This is a genomic window from Undibacterium sp. GW821-FHT11B02 (assembly GCF_058808955.1).
Map to the genome: position 1 here is coordinate 725,804 of NZ_JBXASD010000001.1, position 22,246 is coordinate 748,049.

20 protein-coding genes are annotated in these 22,246 nt (G+C 52.4%); 8 read left to right on the top strand and 12 right to left on the bottom strand.

The window, feature by feature from the left end; translation table 11 throughout:
- Positions 1 to 66: 66 nt before the first annotated feature.
- Positions 67 to 1,998 carry a DUF4214 domain-containing protein gene (locus tag AC1RVX_RS03105; RefSeq protein ID WP_493215103.1) on the bottom strand — a complete coding sequence of 644 codons (1,932 nt, stop codon included), beginning with the start codon at positions 1,996 to 1,998 and terminating at the stop codon, positions 67 to 69.
- A gap of 345 nt (positions 1,999 to 2,343) precedes the next feature.
- On the opposite strand from AC1RVX_RS03105, the gene AC1RVX_RS03110 reads away from it, so the two are divergent.
- Positions 2,344 to 2,901: a GNAT family N-acetyltransferase gene (locus AC1RVX_RS03110; RefSeq protein ID WP_493215104.1), complete on the top strand. Its 558-nt coding sequence runs from the start codon at positions 2,344 to 2,346 to the stop codon at positions 2,899 to 2,901.
- A 215-nt stretch (positions 2,902 to 3,116) separates the two neighbouring features.
- Here the strand turns inward: AC1RVX_RS03110 and AC1RVX_RS03115 are convergent, their stop codons facing one another.
- A complete protein-coding gene (locus AC1RVX_RS03115) occupies positions 3,117 to 3,974 on the bottom strand; it encodes a hypothetical protein (protein WP_493215105.1) in 858 nt (285 codons plus the stop codon).
- A gap of 319 nt (positions 3,975 to 4,293) precedes the next feature.
- Between AC1RVX_RS03115 and AC1RVX_RS03120 the strand changes: the two genes are divergently transcribed.
- Together AC1RVX_RS03120 and AC1RVX_RS03125 are read left to right on the top strand one after the other, a co-directional pair.
- Complete coding sequence (locus tag AC1RVX_RS03120; protein ID WP_493215106.1) at positions 4,294 to 6,033, top strand: DUF1800 domain-containing protein; 1,740 nt, start codon at positions 4,294 to 4,296, stop codon at positions 6,031 to 6,033.
- Between the two features lie 20 nt (positions 6,034 to 6,053).
- The gene (locus AC1RVX_RS03125; RefSeq protein ID WP_493215107.1) at positions 6,054 to 7,454 is read left to right on the top strand and encodes a DUF1501 domain-containing protein; all 1,401 of its coding nucleotides are present in this window, start codon (positions 6,054 to 6,056) and stop codon (positions 7,452 to 7,454) included.
- A 30-nt stretch (positions 7,455 to 7,484) separates the two neighbouring features.
- Here AC1RVX_RS03125 and AC1RVX_RS03130 read toward each other — a convergent pair whose 3' ends face one another.
- The 3 genes from AC1RVX_RS03130 to AC1RVX_RS03140 all read right to left on the bottom strand — a co-directional run bounded on the left by AC1RVX_RS03130 (position 7,485) and on the right by AC1RVX_RS03140 (position 9,397).
- Complete coding sequence (locus AC1RVX_RS03130; RefSeq protein ID WP_493215108.1) at positions 7,485 to 8,081, bottom strand: chromate transporter; 597 nt, start codon at positions 8,079 to 8,081, stop codon at positions 7,485 to 7,487.
- Complete coding sequence (locus AC1RVX_RS03135) at positions 8,081 to 8,647, bottom strand: chromate transporter (RefSeq protein ID WP_493215109.1); 567 nt, start codon at positions 8,645 to 8,647, stop codon at positions 8,081 to 8,083. Before AC1RVX_RS03135 ends, AC1RVX_RS03130 begins: the two co-directional genes overlap by 1 nt.
- A gap of 261 nt (positions 8,648 to 8,908) precedes the next feature.
- Entirely contained in the window at positions 8,909 to 9,397 is a 489-nt protein-coding gene (locus tag AC1RVX_RS03140) for a phage regulatory CII family protein (protein ID WP_493215110.1), read from the bottom strand.
- A gap of 116 nt (positions 9,398 to 9,513) precedes the next feature.
- Here AC1RVX_RS03140 and AC1RVX_RS03145 point away from each other — a divergent pair, with 116 nt between their 5' ends.
- The 3 genes from AC1RVX_RS03145 (at position 9,514) to AC1RVX_RS03155 (ending at position 12,097) form a co-directional block, all read left to right on the top strand.
- The gene (locus tag AC1RVX_RS03145) at positions 9,514 to 10,380 is read left to right on the top strand and encodes a hypothetical protein (protein WP_493215111.1); all 867 of its coding nucleotides are present in this window, start codon (positions 9,514 to 9,516) and stop codon (positions 10,378 to 10,380) included.
- A 4-nt stretch (positions 10,381 to 10,384) separates the two neighbouring features.
- Positions 10,385 to 11,200, top strand: coding sequence for a DUF2491 family protein (locus tag AC1RVX_RS03150; protein ID WP_493215112.1), 816 nt, complete (start codon positions 10,385 to 10,387; stop codon positions 11,198 to 11,200).
- Between the two features lie 96 nt (positions 11,201 to 11,296).
- Positions 11,297 to 12,097: a hypothetical protein gene (locus AC1RVX_RS03155; RefSeq protein WP_493215113.1), complete on the top strand. Its 801-nt coding sequence runs from the start codon at positions 11,297 to 11,299 to the stop codon at positions 12,095 to 12,097.
- A 4-nt stretch (positions 12,098 to 12,101) separates the two neighbouring features.
- Here AC1RVX_RS03155 and AC1RVX_RS03160 read toward each other — a convergent pair whose 3' ends face one another.
- Both AC1RVX_RS03160 and AC1RVX_RS03165 read right to left on the bottom strand, forming a co-directional pair.
- Positions 12,102 to 12,992 (bottom strand): methylglyoxal synthase, encoded by an 891-nt coding sequence (locus AC1RVX_RS03160; protein ID WP_493215114.1) that lies wholly within the window; start codon positions 12,990 to 12,992, stop codon positions 12,102 to 12,104.
- Positions 12,993 to 13,158: 166 nt separating this feature from the next.
- A complete protein-coding gene (locus AC1RVX_RS03165; RefSeq protein ID WP_493215115.1) occupies positions 13,159 to 14,199 on the bottom strand; it encodes a zinc-dependent alcohol dehydrogenase family protein in 1,041 nt (346 codons plus the stop codon).
- 136 nt (positions 14,200 to 14,335) lie between these two features.
- Between AC1RVX_RS03165 and AC1RVX_RS03170 the strand changes: the two genes are divergently transcribed.
- Together AC1RVX_RS03170 and AC1RVX_RS03175 are read left to right on the top strand one after the other, a co-directional pair.
- Positions 14,336 to 14,806 (top strand): Lrp/AsnC family transcriptional regulator, encoded by a 471-nt coding sequence (locus AC1RVX_RS03170; protein ID WP_493215116.1) that lies wholly within the window; start codon positions 14,336 to 14,338, stop codon positions 14,804 to 14,806.
- A 290-nt stretch (positions 14,807 to 15,096) separates the two neighbouring features.
- The gene (locus AC1RVX_RS03175; RefSeq protein ID WP_493215117.1) at positions 15,097 to 15,858 is read left to right on the top strand and encodes a tetratricopeptide repeat protein; all 762 of its coding nucleotides are present in this window, start codon (positions 15,097 to 15,099) and stop codon (positions 15,856 to 15,858) included.
- Positions 15,859 to 15,904: 46 nt separating this feature from the next.
- Here the strand turns inward: AC1RVX_RS03175 and AC1RVX_RS03180 are convergent, their stop codons facing one another.
- The 5 genes from AC1RVX_RS03180 to AC1RVX_RS03200 all read right to left on the bottom strand — a co-directional run bounded on the left by AC1RVX_RS03180 (position 15,905) and on the right by AC1RVX_RS03200 (position 22,215).
- A complete protein-coding gene (locus AC1RVX_RS03180) occupies positions 15,905 to 18,301 on the bottom strand; it encodes an EAL domain-containing protein (RefSeq protein WP_493215118.1) in 2,397 nt (798 codons plus the stop codon).
- Positions 18,298 to 19,578, bottom strand: coding sequence for an HD-GYP domain-containing protein (locus AC1RVX_RS03185; RefSeq protein WP_493215119.1), 1,281 nt, complete (start codon positions 19,576 to 19,578; stop codon positions 18,298 to 18,300). Before AC1RVX_RS03185 ends, AC1RVX_RS03180 begins: the two co-directional genes overlap by 4 nt.
- Before the next feature lie 255 nt (positions 19,579 to 19,833).
- The gene (locus AC1RVX_RS03190; protein WP_493215120.1) at positions 19,834 to 20,310 is read right to left on the bottom strand and encodes a YybH family protein; all 477 of its coding nucleotides are present in this window, start codon (positions 20,308 to 20,310) and stop codon (positions 19,834 to 19,836) included.
- An 88-nt stretch (positions 20,311 to 20,398) separates the two neighbouring features.
- A complete protein-coding gene (locus AC1RVX_RS03195; protein ID WP_493215121.1) occupies positions 20,399 to 21,187 on the bottom strand; it encodes a DUF4349 domain-containing protein in 789 nt (262 codons plus the stop codon).
- An 8-nt stretch (positions 21,188 to 21,195) separates the two neighbouring features.
- Entirely contained in the window at positions 21,196 to 22,215 is a 1,020-nt protein-coding gene (locus tag AC1RVX_RS03200; protein ID WP_493215122.1) for a transporter, read from the bottom strand.
- Between the last annotated feature and the right edge of the window lie 31 nt (positions 22,216 to 22,246).

Genomic DNA, 22,246 nt, shown 5'->3' on the forward strand with positions numbered 1-22,246 from the left:
TGTGTTGCAAGTATGCTGTTTGACTATATGATTCCCGCGGATTAATGGCTGACACCTGCTTTGTATTCATGCAGCCACGCCAGTCAACTGTATGACCAACTCGGCTCCGGTCAGTGTAGCTGCGGTGGCGGCATAGGTGTCGGTGAGCAGGTTGGCGGCAGTGACGCTGGCTGTGCTGCCATCAACTGCGCTCATCACCGATTTTGCCCAGGCGGTGTCGGTCAAACCCTGATTGACTGCAAAATGAGCACCAACCAGCTCTTTATTGGCGAGCACAAGAGCATCTGCTGGTGAACCTGTGACTGCACGCGTGCCGTAAATTACATCAAGAATAAACAGTGGTTTACTGACAGAGCCGGTTTGTAATTCGTTTGTCCAGTATTTCAGCCCCACGGCGTCGGGGCTGCGGTTCAATACATTGTGGTAAACAGCATTCACAAAATCATTGATGCTCTGGTTGTCGGGATAAGCGGCAACCGTTTCAGGTTGCACAAAAAAACTGGCGGCAATTTGTTGCAGACTCATGCCATCGGATACCCGGCTGGCCCAGTAATCAAGGCCTACGGCGTCAGGTGCGCGATTGAAATAGGCAATGTACATTTCGGTCAGATCAACAAAGCTGGCTGCAGGTAAGCTGGCCGCCTTGATGAACCAGGATGTGTCAATGTCACGGTCGTTGAACTGTATCTTTTGTATGTTTTTAAGGGTATCACTGCCATCAATGCCCGTGTGGTCTTGCACTTTGATGGAGGCAGCACTGACTATCAGTCCATAATTTTTAGAAGCATTGGCATACGTCACCGTGCTGTTGCTGTTACCGGCAAAGCCAAGCAGTGTGTCGTTGCCGGCACCGCCATGCAAACTGGCGTTGGCAACGGTGGCGGCTATCAGCAAGTCTGCATTCAAGGGGCTGATTGTGACTGTGGCTTCGGCAAAGATGACTGTCTCTATCGAGCGCAGCAAGGAAACGCCATCAATACCCGTCTTGTTTTGCAGCAGGGTGTCAGTGCCGTATTTGACCAGATTGGAATCAGCCAGGTAACGGGTCACCACCACGGTATCATTACCCAGTCCGCCATCCAGCAGGTAATTGCCATTGCCGATATTTTTCGGCAACATGATCGTGTCGTCGCCTTCACCAGCAGTAATGATGCTGGATATCTGGCTGGGTTTGAGCACGTCATTGGCGGCGGTGCCGGTCATATTGTATTTGTCCAGCGTATCAACCAGCGGCAGGCTTTGGTAATTCTGTATATTCCAACCGGCATCGCGCAAGATCAGCAAATCAAGCTGCCCTATATCCATGCGGTTGCTATCATAATTGCCCCATTGGTACATGAGGTCGGACCTGACCGGTTGATAGGCAATGGTAGTGTTGCCAATATGGTCGTTTGCCCCTGCCAGGGTCGTGGGTGCCAGTGGTAAATCCCCGCCTAATAACTGGTTGACTGCGGGGCTGGAATAATACCAGGCACCGTTGACAAGCTTGGTCATCTGGTTCCACGGGGCATTCACTGCCGACCACGAGGCAAAGCCCAGACAATGAACCAGTTCATGCATGGCAATGCCGATAAAATCGGCAGCGCCTGCTGGCAGTGCGGGTGTCACCCCCACTTGCGGATTGGGATCAAACCAGAGTGGCATGCCATAATTTTTCAAGCTGCCGTCATTGCCTGCATACACTGTAAAACCTGCATCAGCCACAACGCCATTGGCATCTACCCCAGTCTGATTCTTCAGCACCGGTACCAGCATGCTATTTCCCGGCTTTAATGACCAGGTGGGATTGGACGGCAACAGGCCATCGCTATTGGCTGCATTTTGTGAAGCAGGTGCAAAGTTGATTTGCAGATCAAGCGGTTTTGTAAAGACAATATATTTGGATAGCAGACTGATCACGTAATTCATGTCCGTGATGAACACAGCAACGTTCGACCCCAGTAAATTATTCGGATCGTTAATAGTAAGTGTGAAGCCATTACTCATGGGGATAGACATTGCTATTCCTTACGTTTCTATTAACTTGCACGGGGCTTCGGTGAAATCCACCCTACTTTTGAATTGCATACGGACAGCAATCGAGTATAGGTAACGATTACCAATTTGTCATTGAGAATTTCCTGAACAAAATCAAGTGGTCAAAGTCAGTTTGGCAATAGTGATCTGGTGGAATCTGGTTCCAGACAAATTGTTGATGATGTCGTCATTTATAAAGTGGCTGGCATCTGCTGATATGAGCGTCAAGCTGATCAATTTTGACTGACAGCGAGATCTTGTCAAAGCTGATGCACTCTTTCACGCGCGGTTATAATTTGTGTACTATTCGCCGCCTGAAAGTTCAACATGCATGCTTTCGACCAAGTCACCATCGACACCGTGCGCCTGCACTTGCGCCCTTTTTGTCTGGATGACGCTGCTGCCATCCTGCGCATACGCTCAAACGCCGATGTCATGCTTTACATGAGCACGCCCCCGTGGACGGACATTGCCCAGGCCGTCGCCATGGTTGAGCGTGACCTGGCCGGCATGCAAAAGGGCGAATTTTTACGGTTGGGATTAATTCGCAAGGCTGACCAGGCCTTCCTTGGTGCTTGCACTCTGTTTCACCTTGATGAAGGTTGTCGCCGTGCTGAAATCGGTTACGAAATGGACGTTGCTGCCTGGGGCCAGGGCTATATGCATGAAGCTCTGGTCGCCTTGTTGAATTACGGCTTCAATGACATGAACCTGAACCGTGTCGAAGCCGACATAGACCCGCGCAATCTGGCTTCAGCCAAGTCACTGGAAAGACTGGGTTTTGTCCGCGAAGGTTTCCTGCGCGAACGCTGGATCGTAGATGGGGTGGTGTCGGATACGGCGCTGTATGGCTTGCTGCGCAGCGATTGGTTGGCGCGGGAGTGAGATTTGGTAGTTTGGGTTTAGTTGAGACTGTTTGATTTTGAAATCCCGGAAATGATGGGTGTTTCGCAGCAAATGATAATCAAGACATAGTCAACGACCTGGCCTAAGAACCTGTTCACGATCTTACTGCGCGGGCGCAATCAGAGACCGCGCGGGGCTCATGCGCTGCTCTTCACCGCCGCTGACGCCCGCTCGCTACAGATCGTGAACACGTTCTAAGGAAAAAATTCCTTCAACAAGAAACTTTCCAGTTCAGCACTGTCTTCTATACGTGCAGACTTGCGTACGACCTGGCCCAGGCGTCTTGATTCCCAGTTGAAATCGCCTTTGTATTCCATGCGGATAATTTCTATCATGCGGCGCACGACTGCCAGGTGGACGTCGCCGCCAAGACCGGCATCGACTTCGAAAAATTGTTTTCCACCAGAGGCCACGACACGGGTATTCCAGCCACGGAAAGAGAAGGATGCCATCCGCGTACTGGTGCTGATCAGTTCAAACACACCGCTGCCGCCCTTGCCCTGGGCTTGTTGCATGCTGCGGCGGACATTGGCTTCGGCCACTTCTTGCGGCGACATGCCACGGCCAGCCTGACGGGCACCTTCGTTTTCCTGAGCTGCGGCGGTTTCGGCGGCACGGCGGCGTTCACGGGCGGCGTTGACCATGGCCATCATGTCCATTTCTGGTGGCGCATTGACCTGAGGCGGCGGTGGCTGCACGATGGTGGGCTCTGTAGTAGCCACCACAGGCGGCAGTTTAGGCTGGGTGATGGTATTTTTGGACGGTGGGATACGGACAGGTTTGGATTGTACTTTTTGCGTTTTTGGGGCAGTCGCCTTTTTTGGGGCAAGTGTAGTTTTATCCATCAGCAAGACAATAGGATTGTCCGAACCTGCATTTTCTCCCTTTTTTTTCTTGAGGACACTCATGTTCAACAGAAAATAAAGCAAGAGCGCATGGATCAGCAATGCCAGCAGGATGCCGAGCATACTGGCAGGGCGAAACCGGATGTGCAAATGAACTTCACCCGGCAGGGAAACTTCATCTTCTGGCGCTTCTATACTCAACTTCATGGGCAGTGAACCGGTATGCGGAATTTCAAGGTGGCAAGCATACCTCAAACTATGCTTAACGCCTGTAACAAAGATTGTCTACGTTTGGTATTTTCATTTTTCTATCAAATGACAGAAACCGAAAGTGTAACAAATGATGCGGCCTGTTTCACGTTTACGGCTTGTTATCTCTTAAATATAAGCAAAATCTTCACAACTCCTGACAACTACTTACAAATCAGTAATGAGAATATCCGGTATTTCATCTACTGTAGAAACCTGGAATTCAGTCAAGTCAGCCTGCGCAAGCCAGCCTGATTTTCAAACAGGGGATAAAAACATGGATGAGCAATTTACAATTGTGGAGACAGACAGCGACCTTGACCAGCAAGTGGCAGGTGGTGGTAGCTCCAACCAGGCCTTGACGGCTGCGGCTTTGGCTTCCAGCGCTTTGCTGGCAGCCTGTGGTGGTGGTGCTGACAGTCAGTCGGCTGCGGGGCAGACACCGGCGGCAACGCCACCTGTACCGCCAGCAGCGGCCCCCGGCATCAGCATTTCTGCCACCGAGGCCTCACGCTTCCTGGCCCAGGCCAGTCTGGGCGCCAGTCGCGAGCAGATTGCCAGGGTACAGGCGCTTGGTTATGCCGGCTGGCTGGATGAGCAGTTCAGTCTGCCCGGCAACGGCAGTCGCTGGGACTGGCTGGTGTCCAAGGGCTTGAATGCCATCACTTACCGCAATTCCGAGGCAGGCTTTGATTCGGCAGCCTGGCGCAAGCTCATCAGTTCGCCCGATACCTTGCGACAACGCGTCACACTGGCACTGTCGGAAATCATCGTGACATCAATCGATGGCTTGATCGGTGGTGGCTGGAAAGCCTTTTCTGGAGCCGCCTGGCTGGATATGCTGGAAACCAATTGCTTTGGCAATTACCGTGATCTGCTGCAATTGGTTTCGACCAGCCCGGCCATGGGGCAATACCTGACTTTCCGTGGCAACGTCAAATACGACCCTCTCACCGGTGCCTTGCCGGATGAAAATTATGCGCGTGAGTTGATGCAGTTGTTCAGCATCGGTTTGCTGGAACTGAATATTGATGGTACGCCGCGTCTGGACAATGGCAAGCCCATAGAAACCTATACCCTGGATGACATTACTGGCCTGGCCCGCATTTTCACCGGTTGGGATTTTGACCTGGCCGGTGGCAAGGCAGATACGCCAGATTTTATGCGCCGTCCCATGATACAGGTCGCCAGCAGGCATGAAACCGGGGCTTCAACGTTCTTGAAGAGTACGGTTCCTGCCGGGCTCAGCGGTGCAGAAGCATTGAAGGCGGCACTGGATATTATTTATGCACATCCCAATGTGGCTCCCTTCATCAGCCGTCAACTGATACAAAGACTGGTGACGAGTAATCCCACGCCGGGTTATGTGGCCAGAGTGGCTACCGTATTCAACAACGACGGTACTGGCACCAAGGGTAATCTGAAAGCAGTAGTCAGCGCCATTTTGCTTGATGGTGAGGCACGCAGCAGCCTCAATCTCAGCGATGTGCAGTTTGGCAAATTGCGTGAACCCATGTTGCGTTTCCTGGGCTGGGCGCGTGCTTACAAGGCCACTGCATCCAATGATCTGTGGAATCTTGGCAATACTTCGGACCCGGCAACCAAATTGGGACAAAGTCCCTTGCGTTCACCAACAGTATTCAATTTCTTCCGGCCTGGTTACGTACCGCCAAATAGCGCGATTGCCACCGCTTCTTTGGTGGCACCAGAGTTCCAGATCACCAATGAATCCTCGGTGGTTGGTTACGTCAATTACATGCAGCACGCTGTCAGCAATGGTGTCAGTGATGTGACTGCAGACTATAGCAGCTTGTTGCCATTGGCCGATACGGCAAGTGCCTTGCTGGATGAAATCAATCTGGTGCTGGCTTCCGGTGAATTGAGCAGCGATACCCTGCTGAACTTGCGGTCGGCGGTGGACAGCATGCCGGCGGGTACCGACAACCGGCACAAGCTGCGGGTGTATGCAGCGTTGACCCTGGTGCTGGCAGCACCAGAATTCATCGTCCTTAAATGAAGAGACAAAAGGAATCCATCATGAAAAATCCAACAACGATGAATGCATCCCGCCGCGCTTTTTTACAACGCGCTTCTGCCTTGTCGATAGCTGGTGTGGCTACGCCGTGGGCCTTGAACCTGGCTGCTATGGCCGAAGCCTCTGCCGCCAATGCCGATGACTACAAAGCCATCGTCTGTGTCTTCCTGTATGGCGGTAATGATAATGGCAATACCCTGGTGCCGTATGACAGCAGCAACTATAACGCTTATTATCAATTGCGCCCCACCTTGTCGTATACCCGCGACAGCCTGGGTGGCACAGTATTGAATCCGCTGGCGGCCCCGGTAGACAGTGCGGGTGTCAGCCGCCAGTTTGCGCTGGCACCTGAACTGGCACCTTTGATGCCGATTTTTAATGCCGGCAAGATGGGGGTGTTGCTGAATGTCGGCACGCTGGTACAACCGACCACCAAACTACAATACACCAACAAGACGGTGCCTTTGCCACCCAAGCTGTTTTCACACAATGACCAGCAATCGGTATGGCAATCGTCTGCCCCCGAAGGGGCGACATCTGGTTGGGGTGGTCGCATGGGAGATCTGTTCCAGTCAGGTAATGGCAATGCTACCTTCACCTGTGTCAATGTGTCTGGCAATGCGGTGTATTTGTCGGGTAATACTGCTGTTCAGTATCAGGTATCGACTAATGGTTCGGTACCCTTGAGTGGCTTGCAGACACCACTGTTTGGTTCGGCTGCCTGCTCTGCCGCTTTGCAAAATCTGGTGACGCAGAACCGTACGCATTTGTTTGAAAATGAATACACGCGGGTCAGCAAGCGCTCCATCGATGCGAATGGTGTGCTGACTTCAGCTTTGGCTGGCGCACCAGCCATCAGCACGCCATTTGATGACAATAATAATCTGGCCCAGCAATTGAAAATGGTGGCGCGCATGATTTCCTGCAACAGCACGCTAGGAGCAAAACGCCAGGTGTTTTTTGTATCCATGGGCGGTTTTGACACCCATGATGGTTTAGTGTCGATTCACCCTGGTTTGCTCAGCAGTGTAGCGAGCGCCCTGTCTTCGTTTTATGCGGCGACCCAGGAACTGGGCGTGGCAAACAAGGTCACCAGTTTTACCGCATCCGATTTTGGCCGTACCCTGAGTGGCAATAATGATGGTTCTGACCACGGCTGGGGCAGCATGCATTTCATGTTGGGTGGCGCGGTGAATGGCCAGCGCTTTTACGGTACGCCACCGATCGTGGCCAGCAACGGGCCGGACGATGTGGGCCAGGGCCGTTTGCTGCCAACGACTTCAGTCGATCAGTATGCTGCTACCCTGGGTAAATGGCTGGGTGTGTCGGACAGCGACTTGCTGACACTGTTGCCGAACCTGGCCAACTACAATGTCAGTGCACGCAATCTGGGTTTTGTCTGATTATTGAATGATAGAGTGTGGGGTGCTGCTTCAGATCAAACCGAACCAGCCAAGAACGGCACCCACACCCAACAGCCATAACAGATGCAGGCGGGTGCGCCAGACTACTACGGCACAACCCAGTGTCAGCAGCCATAAAGGCCAGTCTTGTGCAGCCTTGTTATGTGAAGCTGCCATGATCCAGCCAGTGGCCAGCAACAGGCCGATGACGATAGGTGCCATGCCAAGTTTAAAGGCGCGCACGCTGCGCAGTTCACGATTCGCGTGACCCCAGCTGGCAGCCATATAGGTCAGCGTCGTGCTCGGTAACAAAATGCCGGTCATGGTGACCATTACGCCCAGTAAGCCAGTCCACATGCCGCCTGCATTCATGCCCACGTTCCAACCCATCAGGGCAATGAACAACACATTCGGGCCAGGTGCTGCCTGGGCAATTGATACCGATGCATTGAACTGGGCATCTGTCAGCCACCCCTGCTGTGCAACCAGATAGCGATGCATATCCGGCAGTGTGGAAACTGCGCCGCCTATCGATAACAGCGATAGCATCATGTAATGCATGAAAAGCTGCAGCCAGTCGTTCCAGTCCAGGGAAATTTGCAAGACAGTGTTTGCGGTACCGGACATTATTTCAATCTCCGGTAAACCAGAGTGCAGGCCAGGCCGCCCAGTGCCAGCAGCACATAAGCAAGTGGCAGACGGAACAGGGCAATACCGACAAAACAGACTGCGCTGAAAGCCAGCGCCATATTCCTGCCCAAGGGATTGCTGTTCAATGCCGGTATCAATTTCAATGCCGTAGCGATGATCAGACCGGCAGTGACCGCGCTCATGCCGCGCAAGGCACCAACCACGCTGGGGTATTGGGCAAACTGGGCATAAATCACCGCCAGTACCAAGACCAGCAACAAGGGGATGGACAACATGCCAGCCAATGCCGTCATCGCACCGGGTAAGCCAAAGTGACGATGACCTATCATCATCGAGAGGTTGACCACATTCGGCCCCGGCAATATCTGCGCTACTGCCCAGTCTTCGACAAATTCTTCCGCAGTGAGCCAACGCTTGCGCTCGACCAGTTCACGTTGCACGATGGCGAGTACACCGCCAAATCCTTGCAACGCCAGTAAGGTAAAAGAGATATACAAATCCGCAAGGGACGAGGGCCGCTGGCTTGTTGGTTCAGTGGACATGGTGGTGGCAGCTAGGTGTTGAGGCAGGCCTCCATTGTAAAGCAGCAGAGAAAATGCTGCTGGGCAAAGTTGTTAGCTTGCTAAAAGGTCAAATTTCAGGGGCAAATTCAGGACCAGGATTCCACCTGTGGTTTTGTGACAGCAACAAGAGGTGAAAACACGTCTTTATGTGGAGGCTGTCGCAAAATTAAGCTGGCAAAGTATCGCAACAACATCAACCAACACCATGGAATGTTGCAACAGCCTTGGATGAAACGGCTTCTAATCCCTTTGCTTGTGGTGGGCACGAATGCGTGCCCGCCATTCACCCAGCACTGTCAAAGCGCTCTGGAATTCTCTTTCTATCAAGTCGGCTTCGGCATCGGTAATTACCCCATCGAGCAGGGCCGTTGAAACTGCTTCAGCGACATCGCCAACACGGCTCATGACGCGGCATACAGTTTGCGACAAGTCATCTTCACTGACCTGGCTCGACTCAGGAATGACAAAGGCAGCCATGCCATGCCGGCTGAGCAGGGCGTGCAAAGGCATGTGGGCATCCTTGACACCAGCTTCGTGACAATGTTCGACGATCACAGAAAGTTCTTCAAACGAAGGGTAGTGCGACTCTATGCCAGGTGCCAGTTTGTTGCGCAAGACATTCACCGACACCCCCATCCGGCTTGCCAATGCTTCCAACCCGCCTGGATATGCGCGCGCTATTTTGTACAGGGCGTCGTGCTGGTTCATATCCGAATATTTACGTGTCATGGTGAATTCCCCAATTTATTACCGATGATCTTTGTGCTTTTGCTCACTATGATGACATCCATCAAGCGTTGAGGGATTGTACAGAGAGCCTAATCTTTTTTCTATAGACCAGAACCATGAACAGTTTTTATCGCAAATTAATCATCACGATGGCACTGATTCTGCCCTTGATGGCCAATACGGTCAATGCAGCTGGCCGTTCCGGTGGTTCGTCTACAGGTTTCAAGGGCGGTTTTTCTTCACAAAGAAGTGTCAGCAAGCCCGTGCCATCGAAACCAGCAAGCACCTCGTTTGGCAGTTTCAATACGGGTAAGCCAGCGACGACCAGGAATTCAGATTCGGCACTGAATCGTGACTTACAAACGAACCAGGCCCAGGCGAATGCGCTGAAAAGCATGGACGTACGCAAACAGGCAACTACACCACAATCGCCGCCACCACTGAATGCTGGCAATAACACGAGCAACTATCCCGGCAACAATCCTGGCGGCTATCAGGCCAACAGCGGTTTTGGCAATACAAATACAGCCAACATGAACCGACCCGTAACACCTGTTCCAACCGCGCCGGTGATATTCACCAGCCCCTCACCTGCCCCTGTCATCGTACAGCGCAGTGGCATGGGTGGCGGCATGGCAGGTGCATTCATGGGTTTCATGCTGGGCAGCGTGATGAGTCACCCGCGGGCCGCAGAGTCGCGTCCTGGCCAACTGGAACCGATTGTCGGATCGGGCGGTTCAGCAAGTAATGGCAGCAATGCCAACAGCGACGGTAGTAGCGGTAGCAGCACCAGCATGCCCGCCATGAATACCCAAAGTACCAACGCGGTACCAGAAGAAGGCAGCGGCTGGAAGCTGCTTCGCCTGGCGGCCTGGAGCCTGATATTTGGTGGCTTGGGCTGGATCAGTTACAAAATCTGGCGGGTAGTTAAACCAGTTCGTAAATCAGAACAGACAGCGCATTACAGTTTGGGAGGAAATTAATACCATGGCCTGGAAAGATGCATATCAATACGTAGGAAAAATCCTCGGCAAGCCGGACGCCGATAAGCAAAGCCCGCAGGACAGGCACGTAGAGCAAGGCCGTCAAGATGCCGCCCTGCCGCTGGACGCACGCATCGGTAGCGTGGTGAATTTGCAGAAGACGCCATTGATACGTGCCATCAGCCAGGGCTCGCTGATCGTCATGCCGGATGAAGCTGAAACCCGCATCGTAGCAATCAGCCGCGTGCAGTTACCGATCGCCGGCAAGATGTACCGCTATTACCTGAATTGCGACGCGGAAAGCGGCGAAAAATTCCTGCAATTGTATTGCGATGCGAATGATCAGTTGCAGGAGCTTTTGTATTGCAGCCACCTGACCCGCGTGATACCCGAAACGGTGGAAGACCAGCAAGCCTTTCTCGGAGAAAACGGTGCTGGCCTGGGCGACCGCAGTTATAGCTTGTGGCGTCAGCAACTGGCCGATATAGGGTGGGATGAGTCCAGTCTGGATGCGGTGTTTGCCGATGCCGACAGCCTGGTGTACGACCGCGATATCGGTGACCCGGGGCTGGATTTTGTGGCACCCGTCAAGGGTTTGGAAACCCGCATTGATGATGCAGGAGGCCAGCATGGCCTGCAACAGGAAGTGGTTTTCATGCCCTATCGCCGCAGTTTGACAGCAGAGGGCGGGCAGACAGAATTATTGCTGATCAGTACAGAAATTTTGCGCAGCAAGGATGGTGACGCTACACAGCGCGGCATCCACGTCGATTTTATGATTGCTTTGCCGCTGGAAGCGGAAAGGCTACTGGTGCAATAGCACCGTTTTTATGCAGCACAGAACCTGAAGTAAAACCGCTGAAGCACAGCACTTGAAGCACAACACTGACCGCGTCACACACTGAAAGGAAGTAACATGAGTAACTTGAATGGCTGGGGCCTGACTGCACGTCTGATTTCCAAACACTTTGGTGCCCTGGGCGATAAAGTATCGGAAGCCATCGCCAATTTTGACCCGGAGACAGCAACGGAAGCCGATCGTGACCGGCTGGCAGCCACCCTGCGCGAAACCGCGCAAAAGCTGGCGGCAGCACGTGCCTCTTTCGACAAGGAACACGCCGATGTCGTGCGTCTGCGTGACTTGATCGCTAACGACGAAAAAGCCTCGGCAACGCTGGCAGATCGCTTGGCTGCAGGTAAAATTTCTGAAGCAACGGTGAGCCTGTTTTGTGATGAACTGGAAGCCAACAAGGCTCGTCTGCCGATTGAAGTTCAGGAAGAAGCCGATGCCCAGGAATACATGAACGAGTTGCAGAAAATCGTTGATGCCTTCTCCAAGCAACTGGCAGACTTTGATGCCGCGGCAAAAAAAGCCCTGCAAAACTTGGCTGCTGCAAAAGCGCAGAAAGATCTGCAGCAATTGCGTGTCGAAAGACAGGAACAACTGAGCAATCTGTCTGGCATGCAAAGTCATTCGACAGCATTGAATGCGCTGACCCGTCGCGCCCAAAATGTCAGCAACGAGGCGGCTGGCTTGCGCATCGTCGCCGACATCACGCAAAAGCCGATGGATCAGGCAGCCGAGATTGATGCTATCCGCAAATCGGTAGCCCAGGGTGACAATACTGGCGAAAGCACACTGGAAAGATTGAAACGTCTGTCAGGTCAGAACGTTGCGGCCGCTACTGTCACTACTACAGCAGCAACCGCAGCCTGATTGTTCAGATCGCCACTCTTTGCGTGAGCAAGCTGAGCCAGCGGTCTGCACCACTGACTTCACTGATGACCTGGGAAAAATCAGTGACGGTGCGGGCCGCTCTTTCAAGCAATTGGATGTCGGCCTCATGCTGGCGCGCCACATGTGGGTCTTCCAGAAACAGGATGCGGCGTATCTGGCGATCCAGCACCAGCTCGGCCAGTTGTGCGTCGCCCCCCAGTGGGCCAGATAAAAATGGGCGTACCCAGTTTTTTCCAGCTTCTTCCCCTTTGATTTTCTGCGCCAGGCGGTTCAGCAAACCACCGGTGGTACCGGTGGCATAGCGATAGGCAAAGCGATCGAGCAAGGCAAAATGTTTCTCTGCCATGGCCAGCATGCTTTCTTTCATCGCATCATGGGCGATCAGGGCGATGCCTTCCTGTTCCAGTTGAAAGCTGTTGTTCAGGCGGGCATCAATGCTGGCCCCGGCTGCCGTGGCTTCCAGTTCCAGCCATTCGCGGGCGCTGGCCAGGGTCGCCAGGAAGGGTTTGCGGTGGATAACGCACTGGCGTTTCAGCGCCTGTGCTTCCGGGAAAATGGACGAAGGATCGACTGGATCAATCAGGTATATCACCGCGTCCACCGCCCGTGCCGGATCAGTATCAACGACACGTGATACCAGCTTCATCAAGCCACCTTCCCTGCCATAAGGGAAACGCTCGACGCTGGGACAGGTTTCCAGCAAGCCGTGAGAAATAATTGCATCCAGGGTACGGCCAACGATCACCAGTTCTGCCTGCAAATGTCTGAGCGCCGGACCGGCACCATGCAGTAGCTGTACCAGGGCAGAATTAGTTGCATCCTGGTGCGAGCGATTGGCGATCAGTCCTATGCGTAGCTTTTTCTTGGCGCTCACGTTGGCGGTCCTTGAATGTAGATTGACGTGGTGGGTTGCCGCCAAGTTTACCCTGTGTTCGCGTTTATGTATTGCGGTAGCCTCAGAAAACGGAAAATAAAACACGCCAAGCCGGTTACAGCGGCTGTAAGGACCTGAACTTCCCCGCACCTATTCTGGACATTCTTCAGAATTTGGTCACCACGGTCACGCCCACACCTTCAAATTTGTTCATGTTCATCAAGGCATCAATCGATTGCTCCAGGCTGATGGTCTTGCCTATGAGCTTTTCAGGGGCAAGTTTCCCTGATTGCATCATCGCTAACATGGCGCCATAGCGATGCGCCTGCATGCCGTGGCTACCGAGGATTTCGAGCTCGTACGCAATGACCTTGCTCATCGGAATGGCAGGCATACTATCCGCCGCCAGCATGAGTCCAACCTGAATGTGCTTGCCGCGCTTGCGCAGATTGCTGATCGAATTGAAACACGTTGTGGAGTGTCCCAGAGCATCAATGGAAACGTGGGCACCACCTTGTGTGATTTCGATGACAGCTTCGGCGACATTGGGGATCTCTGCCGCATTCACGGTGGCAACTGCGCCCAATGCACGGGCCAAGCGCAGCTTTTCTTCGGAAATGTCGACGGCAATGACATTGGCACCAACCGCGTTGGCGATCATGATGGCGGATAGCCCCACACCACCGCAACCATGAACTGCCACCCACTGTCCTGCGGAAGTCTTGCCCTGATCAACGACGGCGCGAAACGACGTTACAAAACGGCATCCCAGGCTGGCGGCAGTGGCAAAATCAAGCGTCTCAGGCAATGCCACCAGATTGATGTCCGCCTGATGAATGGACACGTACTGGGCGAACGAACCCCAATGGGTAAAACCCGGTTGAAACTGTTTGTCGCAGACTTGCTGATTTCCAGAGTAACACTCAGGGCAGGTGCCGCACCCACTCACGAATGGGACGGTTACGCGGTCTCCGATTTTCCATTTCGTCACACCTTTGCCGACCGCTTCGACAATTCCCGCCAACTCGTGCCCCGGAACATGGGGGAGCTGGATATCGCTATCATGCCCGACCCAGCCGTGCCAGTCGCTCCGGCAAACGCCGGTGGCCATGACCTTGACGACGACCCCATGTACTTCTGGCGTCGGGTCAGGAACATTCTGAAGTTGCGGAGGTGCGGAAAAGGCTTCGTAGATCACTGCTTTCATAGGAGACTCCTTCTTTGAAATATTCAATCATTATTGAACATTTAGCGTGAAGTTACCTTGCTTTTTATGCTTGAAAATTAGTAATGGTTGAAATATCCTTTCGAAATTCCTATTTATTTTGAAAGAATTTCGCCAAATGGATGAGCTTGATAAAGTAGATGCTGGTATTCTGGATCGTCTTCAACGCGATGGCCGATTATCCAACGCCAAATTGGCGGAACAGCTTGCGTTGAGCGAAGCGTCTTGCTGGCGGCGCTTGAAACGCCTGGAAGAGCTGGGCGTGATAGAAGGTTATCAGGCGACGCTGAACCGACGTAAGCTGGGTCTTGGCGTGATGGCATTTGTGCAGATTTCCTGTACACAGCATAGCGAAAAGGTGACTGCGGAGTTCGAGAAAATTATTCAAACCTGCCCCAATGTACTCACCTGCCACAACACGACCGGTGAAGCAGACTTTTTATTGCAGGTTGTCGCGAAGGACCTTGATGATTACAGCCACTTTGTGGAGAGCGTGCTGAGAAAGTTACCTGGTGTGTCGAGCATACGATCGAATATTTCCTTGCGAGAATTGAAAGCGACGAACAGACTGCCTATTGTGCAGAGTTGATTGCCGCTGGTCCTGTGCTCCATCGGCACGATTGACGCTTATGCATTGCTGGAAGTTGGGCGGCAAGCTTACAAGACCAGTAGCGAACCGCGTCGCCTTTGCATTTTCTGAGTTGGAGTGTCAACGACAACACCATCGCACCCGTCGTATTCCGAATTTCGGGACACTCCCTGCGTTGCCAGCCTGAACCCTGGGCTACATTTTGTTACCTATTCCAACAGTTGCGAAACACCTAAGCAACTTCCCGGGCGTAGCATTTGGACTCAGGCAATATGACAGGTGAGGACGAGATGAAAAAATGGCGACATCTGTTGATAGTATTGACGATCATACTGTCTTGCGCATCCGCCCTGGGTGACGATGACTTTGATGATGAAATGCAAGTCCGTCGCTGGGCCTTACTTGGTGATACACAGGCGCAGAACATGCTGGGTCTGTTATATCTGGATAGTGACGAGAATATGCAAAACCGCCAGGAAGCGGCCTATTGGCTGGAGCAGGCCGCTGATCAGGGGCATGCCGGTGCACAGGCAAATCTGGGTGTCATGTATCTGATGGGGGAAGGCGAAGAAGCTGATGAAGTTCAGGCATTCCGCTTGTTCCGCCGTGCTGCAGTACAAGGCATGGCATCTGCCCAACTGGCCCTAGGGTATATGTATGCGACCGGCAAGGGCGTCGAAGTCAATTCTGACGAAGCTGTATTCTGGTACCAGCAGGCAGCCCAGCAGGGCAATGCCAGCGCCCAGCATCACCTTGCCCTGGCGTATCAGGATGGTGAAGGCGTTGAAAAAAATAGCGAGTTGGGCGCACAGTGGGAACGCCTGGCCGCTGATCAGGGTTTGTCTACCGCTCAATTCCAGATGGGGCTGCGTTATTTGCATGGTGACGGCGTAATGCGTGACACGATGACTGGTTATGCTTATTTGTTGAAGGCCAGCATGAAGGTTGGTAGCATGGCCATGGATAGCCGTGAACTGGTCAGTAACGACCTGACTTCTGAACAAATTGCTGAAATCCGTGACGATTCCCGTTATTGGAAGGCACCTTCGTAGAGCTCCATTCTGCAATAGAAAAGGGTTCTGGAAGGAGGTACGTTCATCAGGACAGATAACGTTTTTCAAATTCTTCTGCTGATACAGCAGGTGAAAAAAGATAGCCCTGCATTTCATCACAATGCAGTTTCTGCAGTAAGTCGCGTTGTTGCGGAGTTTCCACGCCCTCGGCTATGACGCGCAATTTCAACGCCTGCGCCAGGTTGATGATAGCGGTGACGATGGCTATATCGCTTTCATCGGCGGGCAGTGCATCAACAAACGAACGGTCGATTTTCAATTTGTAAATGGGGAAGCGTTTCAGGTAACTAAGACTGGAATAACCAGTACCAAAGTCATCAATCGCCAGTTTTACGCCCAGGTCAGCCAGTGATTGCAGTTTTTTCAGGGTCTCTTCGACATCGCGTATCAGGATGGATTCGGTCAATTCCAACTCTATGCATTCCGGCTTCAGCGCATTGTCCTGCAAGGCAATGGCAATGCTTTCCACAAAATTGGATTGCTGGAACTGCAATGCGGATACATTGATTGCAACCCGCATGTTATTGCCCCCCTTATTCCACAAGGCTGCCTGGCGAATGGCGGTTTGCATGACCCAGTTGCCAATGGGGACGATGACCCCGGATTCTTCTGCGATGGGGATGAATTGTGCCGGGCTGACTTCACCCAGATCCTTGTCGGTCCAGCGCAATAAGGCTTCTACGCCCAGCAGCTTGCCTGTATTTAATTCTATTTGCGGCTGATAATGCAGGCGGAACAAATCATGTTCCAGAGCCTGGCGCATGGCGTGATCAAGTTTCATGCGTGACAGCAGGCCGATATTCATCTGGCGCTGATAAAAGCGGAAATCAGAACGACCACGTTCCTTGACGTAATACATTGCGCTGTCGGCATTCTTGATCAGGTCCGCCATGCTGGTACCGTCAGCAGGGTAAAGGGCAATTCCTATGCTGGATGTGACGGTAAAGTTCATGCCGTCCATGGAAAATGGTGCCGACAATTCGTCCAGTACACGTCGGGCACAAATCTCTGCGCCTTCGGCATCGGCTTCATGCAATAACAAGACAAATTCATCACCACCGAGGCGTGATGCTGTATCTACCTGACGTATGCATTTTTTTAGTCTTTCGGTGACTTGTTGCAAGACGCGGTCACCAAAAGGATGGCCCAGCGAATCATTGATTTGCTTGAAATGATCAAGGTCAAGAAATAGCAGTGCAAACGTGCTGTTGCTGCGGCTGGAAATGGTGATCGATTGTTTGATACGTTCTTGCAGCAGCAGGCGATTGGGTAAACCGGTCAGCACATCAGAAAATGCCAGTTCCTCAATTCTTTGCTTGGCGGTGTGGGTTTCTGTCCTATCCTTGAAAAAGCCGATGTAGTTCAGTGCCTTGCCTTGTGTATCGACAACCTTGACCAGAGAAATCATACACAGATAGGCATGACCATTCTTACGCCTTATCCAGAGTTCACCTTCCCAGAAACCGAGATTTTCCAATTCCTTGAGCAGGTTTTCCACCTGTTCGGTATTGCCTTCTTCATAGAAAAATTCTTTCGGTGTCTTGCCCACCATTTCTGGTTCGCTATAACTGCTTAGCCTTTCGAAGCTGGGGTTGGTGGTGATAATTTTTTGTTCGGCATCGGTAATGAAGATGGCGTCGGTACTGGATTCAAATACCTTGGCGGCCAGTTGCAGACGTGCTTCATCGGCCAGCCTCTGGGTAATGTCCCGGTAGGAATAAACACGACCTATCGGGCGGCCACGTGCATATTGCGGCAAGGTGACACGTTCGAGTATCTTGCCTGAACGTAGTACCAGTACATCGGTGGCTTCCATCAGCGGCGAGCGGGTGATGGTACCCAGTCTTTCTGTATAGTGATTGGCGTCCAGCATGCACTTGTCCATCCAGGCATAGATGGCATCATCATCGCGTTGCGTCAACAAATCGTCGGGCAAGCCCCACAGTTCTGCAAACAGGTGGTTGTAGCTGCGGATGGCCCCATCAAGGTCGGTGACCAGGATGCCGTCCGCCGTTGATTCCAGCGTTGCCCTTAATTCTGCGATGAGCTTTTCCAATTCATTTTCCACCTGCCTCTGGCTGGAGCGGTCATGAATGGCGACGACATAGATGGAGCTTTCCATACCTACCTTGACCAGGCTTACCCGTCGCTCCACTTGCACGATGGTGTCATCGGCGCGTTGCAACATGGTTTCTGAATGGATGTTGTCAGACAAGCCGGCTGCCACATCTTCCCAAAAAAATACATCTTCTGGTGCTGCCGCCAATTCTATGATGCCACGCCCGATCAGGCTGTCTGGTGCCACTTTCAACAACTGGTGAATGGCGCGGTTGGCGGCAACGATGCGTAACTGTATGGGGTCAACCAGAAGTATGGCTTCCAGCATGCCTTCTATCAGCGGCTGCCATTGTTGGGCTTTCATGGTGCCGACTCGCTTTCTCCCTCTGGACCAATTTCCAGACCTCGCTCAAAGAAATAGCACAGGCGCTTGCGGGGAGACAGGTAATCGTAGGCGGCTTTCGGTAACTGTAAAGGTTTCAGGCTGCGATGTATGCACAGCGTGCTTTCATGTTCGAGATTGATGACCAGTGCCTCTTCGCGTGGTACCGATGGGTTATGGATGACTACCTTGGGTTTGATGGGACGTGCGGAATTCACCGATACCACCATGGCATACCGTTCGTCCGTCAGTTGCACGACCGAGCCTGGCGGATAAATGCCCATCATGCGGATGAAGGCAGTCAGTGTCGCCGGGTGGAATTGTGCTTTGCGCTGGGTAAAAATTTGTGACAGGGCTTCGTGTGGCGTCACTGCCAGTGCCGGATTGGCTGGATTGCACAAATTATCATAATGGTTGACCAGTGCCACAATACGGCTGATAGGTCCAATTTGATCACCAATGACGTGGCGCGGATAACCGCTACCGTCTGCATATTCGTGATGCTGTGCAACCAGCAGCATGGCATTCGGCGACAGGCCCATTTTGCGCGCCAGATGCAGGCTGTGCATGACGTGATCATGATACAACTGGCTTTCGGCATGATTGAAATGTTCATCTTGCCAGCGCAGGCGGTCCGGTAATTCGATTTTACCTATGTCATGCAGGATGGCACCTATGCCCAGGTCCAGCATGTCGGCCTTGCTCAGATGCAGTGCCCGCCCCAGCAGCAGGGAAATGACCGTGACGTTGATCGAATGCAGCGAGGTTTTCTCCCCTGCCTTTTCTGACAACAGGCGGATGGCGGCTTCATCTTCACCCAGGATTTCTCCCAAAAAACCTTGTATCAGTTGTTCCGCCAGTTCCCTGGCCATCACAGGCTGGGCATGGACGATTTCTGTAACCTGTTTGAAGGTTTGTGCCGCATGAGCAAATTGGCGCTCGCATGCCTGCAGACTGGCTTGTTGGCTGGCCAGCAGTTCACGCCTTAACCTGGCAGCCTGACTGGCAGCACTTTCCTGCGGGCGCGGTTCGGGAATCTTGTTGTCGGTTTTGCCGGCGTTAGCTTCAAGGGTACTTTTTTCGGGGGCGTAACGGATACGTTCCAGACCCAGCGAATGTATGGTGTCAATCTGCGACTGGCTGCTGATCTTGAAATTGGAAACAGGAAAAGGGTGGTCCATCCAGCCGACATCAAGGTATACAAACATCCCTATGCGTAGCTGAGAAAGCTCAATAAACTGTGTATGAATATCAGTCATGACGCCCGTTTCTGGATGACAGACCCTGTCATTGGAATGTTTATTCTCGCCAGGTTCGCGATCAGTTTTGGCTCAAGACTTCTTCTCGTTGTGTCTTCAAACCGCATTCAGTATAGTCATCCCATATCGTATATGTCTGTAAGTCATCTAGTTCGCATGGTACAACAGCTTTTTACAAAAATAGTTATAAATACACTACGGTGTGGGTTTTATGTCTGAATTCAGTACCTTATCGCAGATACTTGTCGGTTTTGATCAGGGTTTGACACAGTCGCAGACATCATTACCCTTGTCAAAGATGATACGCCAGACGCCTGGGCTTTCCTGACGCCAGATGGAGGTAAAGGTGGCGATGATTTTCCCCTGCGGGTCCTTGACTGGCCCAGTACTCAGGGCTAGTTGACCAGAGTTCAGAACCTCGACTGTCTCTGGTGCCCAGGAAAAAGGTGCTGCCGGGCTGTCGTAAAGGCGTTTCCAGGCGGCGGCGACTTCCTGTTTGCCATGCAATACTTTTTTTGCGGAAAAGAATACCGTTTCTTCTGACAGAAACTGGCTGAAGGCCTGGTGATCGCGTATTTCCATGGTTTTGGCAAATGCGCGTTCAGTCTGCATGACCTGATTGACCAGTTCTGCATTGCTGACAGAGGTATCTGCTGCCACTGCTGCCTGATCAAGCATTGCAGCCAGGCCGAGGCTGCTGGCAACAAACAGACGAGACAAGATCTTGTGCATGTGATGCTCCTTCGTGAAAATGAACGGGTCGAGCCAAATTTAAAGAAGTTGAGGATTTTCCCCACGGGTTTTCTTTGTAAAAAATCCCTTATGGTTTCGCGGCAGTTGTCTTTTTCCTCCTCCACAACCAACGTATTATCCAGGCGCAGATGAATAGCACGATGGACCATGGCAGGAGATACGCGATGCCGGTAATTGCTGTTGCAAGGCCATGCGCCAGGTTGCCGCCAAATCCAGACAGGGCTAGTTTGATGGGTTGACTGAAAGAGTGGCTATTGTCCGGCGTCAACGTTACGCTCAACAGTTCGGTTTCTACCCTTTGCAAGAGTTGTTCACGCTTGCCAGACAGGGATTCTATCTGTTCCTGTACGCTGGCCAATTCCTTGCTGGTCTTGATGAGGGCGTCAATGTCCGCATTGGCGCGGCTGCGCAGGACTTCCAGTCTGGAGCGGTAGTCATTCAGCATGGCCAGTTTTTTCTGGTTATCCTGAATCGGACTGGCCAGATCTTCAGCCGTGACCGATTGATGAATGACTTCGCCCTGTTTGTTCAAATTGGCAAGTAATTTCTTAATGCCTGCCGGATCAGCGCGAAATTTCAGCCGGGCACTTGCATAACGCCCCGTATCCAGTTTGGCTTCCAGTATCACACAATGCTCGGCTTGCAGGCTGAGGCAGAATCGCTGTGCCTCCTCATGCATGAGAGCAATTTTTTGTTCTTCTACTTCCAGTTCCAGGAAATGCGCATAGGCCAGCGTCTTGTTACTACTATCCGTTCTGTTGGCTTCAACTGCATTGGCACCTCCGACGGAGTCTTCTTTTTTTGCGCAGGCCAGCAGGCTCATGCATATCAGGATGATGAGAAAAGTGACGCGCATGATAGGCCCTAATCCTTATTATTATTCTTGAACGCCAGCCAGCCGGCAATCAGGGTAAAGGTCGCCACGATGGCAACCACGATCCAGAAACCATTTTCGTGTTGTGCCAGTGGGATGCCGCCGACATTCATACCGAGAAGGCCGGCGATGATATTAATCGGCAGGGCCAGCACGGTGACGACGGTCAGCACAAACAGGGAGCGGTTGTTTTGTTCATTGACACTGGCGGCAATTTCTTCCTGCAAGAGTTTGATGCGTTCCTGCAGCGATGCCATATCGCTCAGTACGACGGCAAATTCTTCGGTGGATTGACGCAGTTCCTGCACATCGCGTTCTGCCACCCAGACCGGTGGTCTTTGCAGCAGGCGGAACAGGGCAGCCGGTTCCGGTGCCAGCAGTCTTTGCAGACGTACCAATACTCGTCTTAACTCACCCAGGTTGGCACGCTTGTGATTCAGGCGGTCTGCCAGCAAATGGTCTTCGATATCATCGATACGCTTGATGACGCTGCGTACGATACCGATCAGCACATCGGCCTGGTCGCGCAGTAAATGGGTCAGTAATTCGGTCGGTGAACTGAAATGTTCACTCTGATTGACGGCATTGCGCAGACGATCCACTGATTGCAGTGGTTTGCGCCTGGCGCTGATCATGACGTTGGCAGTGACATTCAGCCACAAGGTGGCGATGTCGGATGCTTCAAAGGCAAAGTCATGCAGGACATCATTGACCACGGCAATCAGGCTGTGATCAGCATGCTCGATACGGGTGGAGCGTGAGCCTTCATGCAGGGTTTCAAAAAACTCTTCAGGTAAATTGGCATGTTCATGCAGCCATTTCTCTGCTGCTACATTCGACAGGTTGAAGTGCAACCAGATAAAAGAATCATCCCTGGCATTATGCCTGGATTGCATCCATTCCACGGCATCCTTGGTATGGATGAGTTTGCCAGGCTGATCACGGGCAAAAACATAACCGCAGATAAGTCCTGACTGATCTGAACCGTAAGATAATTGATCTGTTTGCATTGATTGTCCAGGCGAAGAAACTGGCCACATT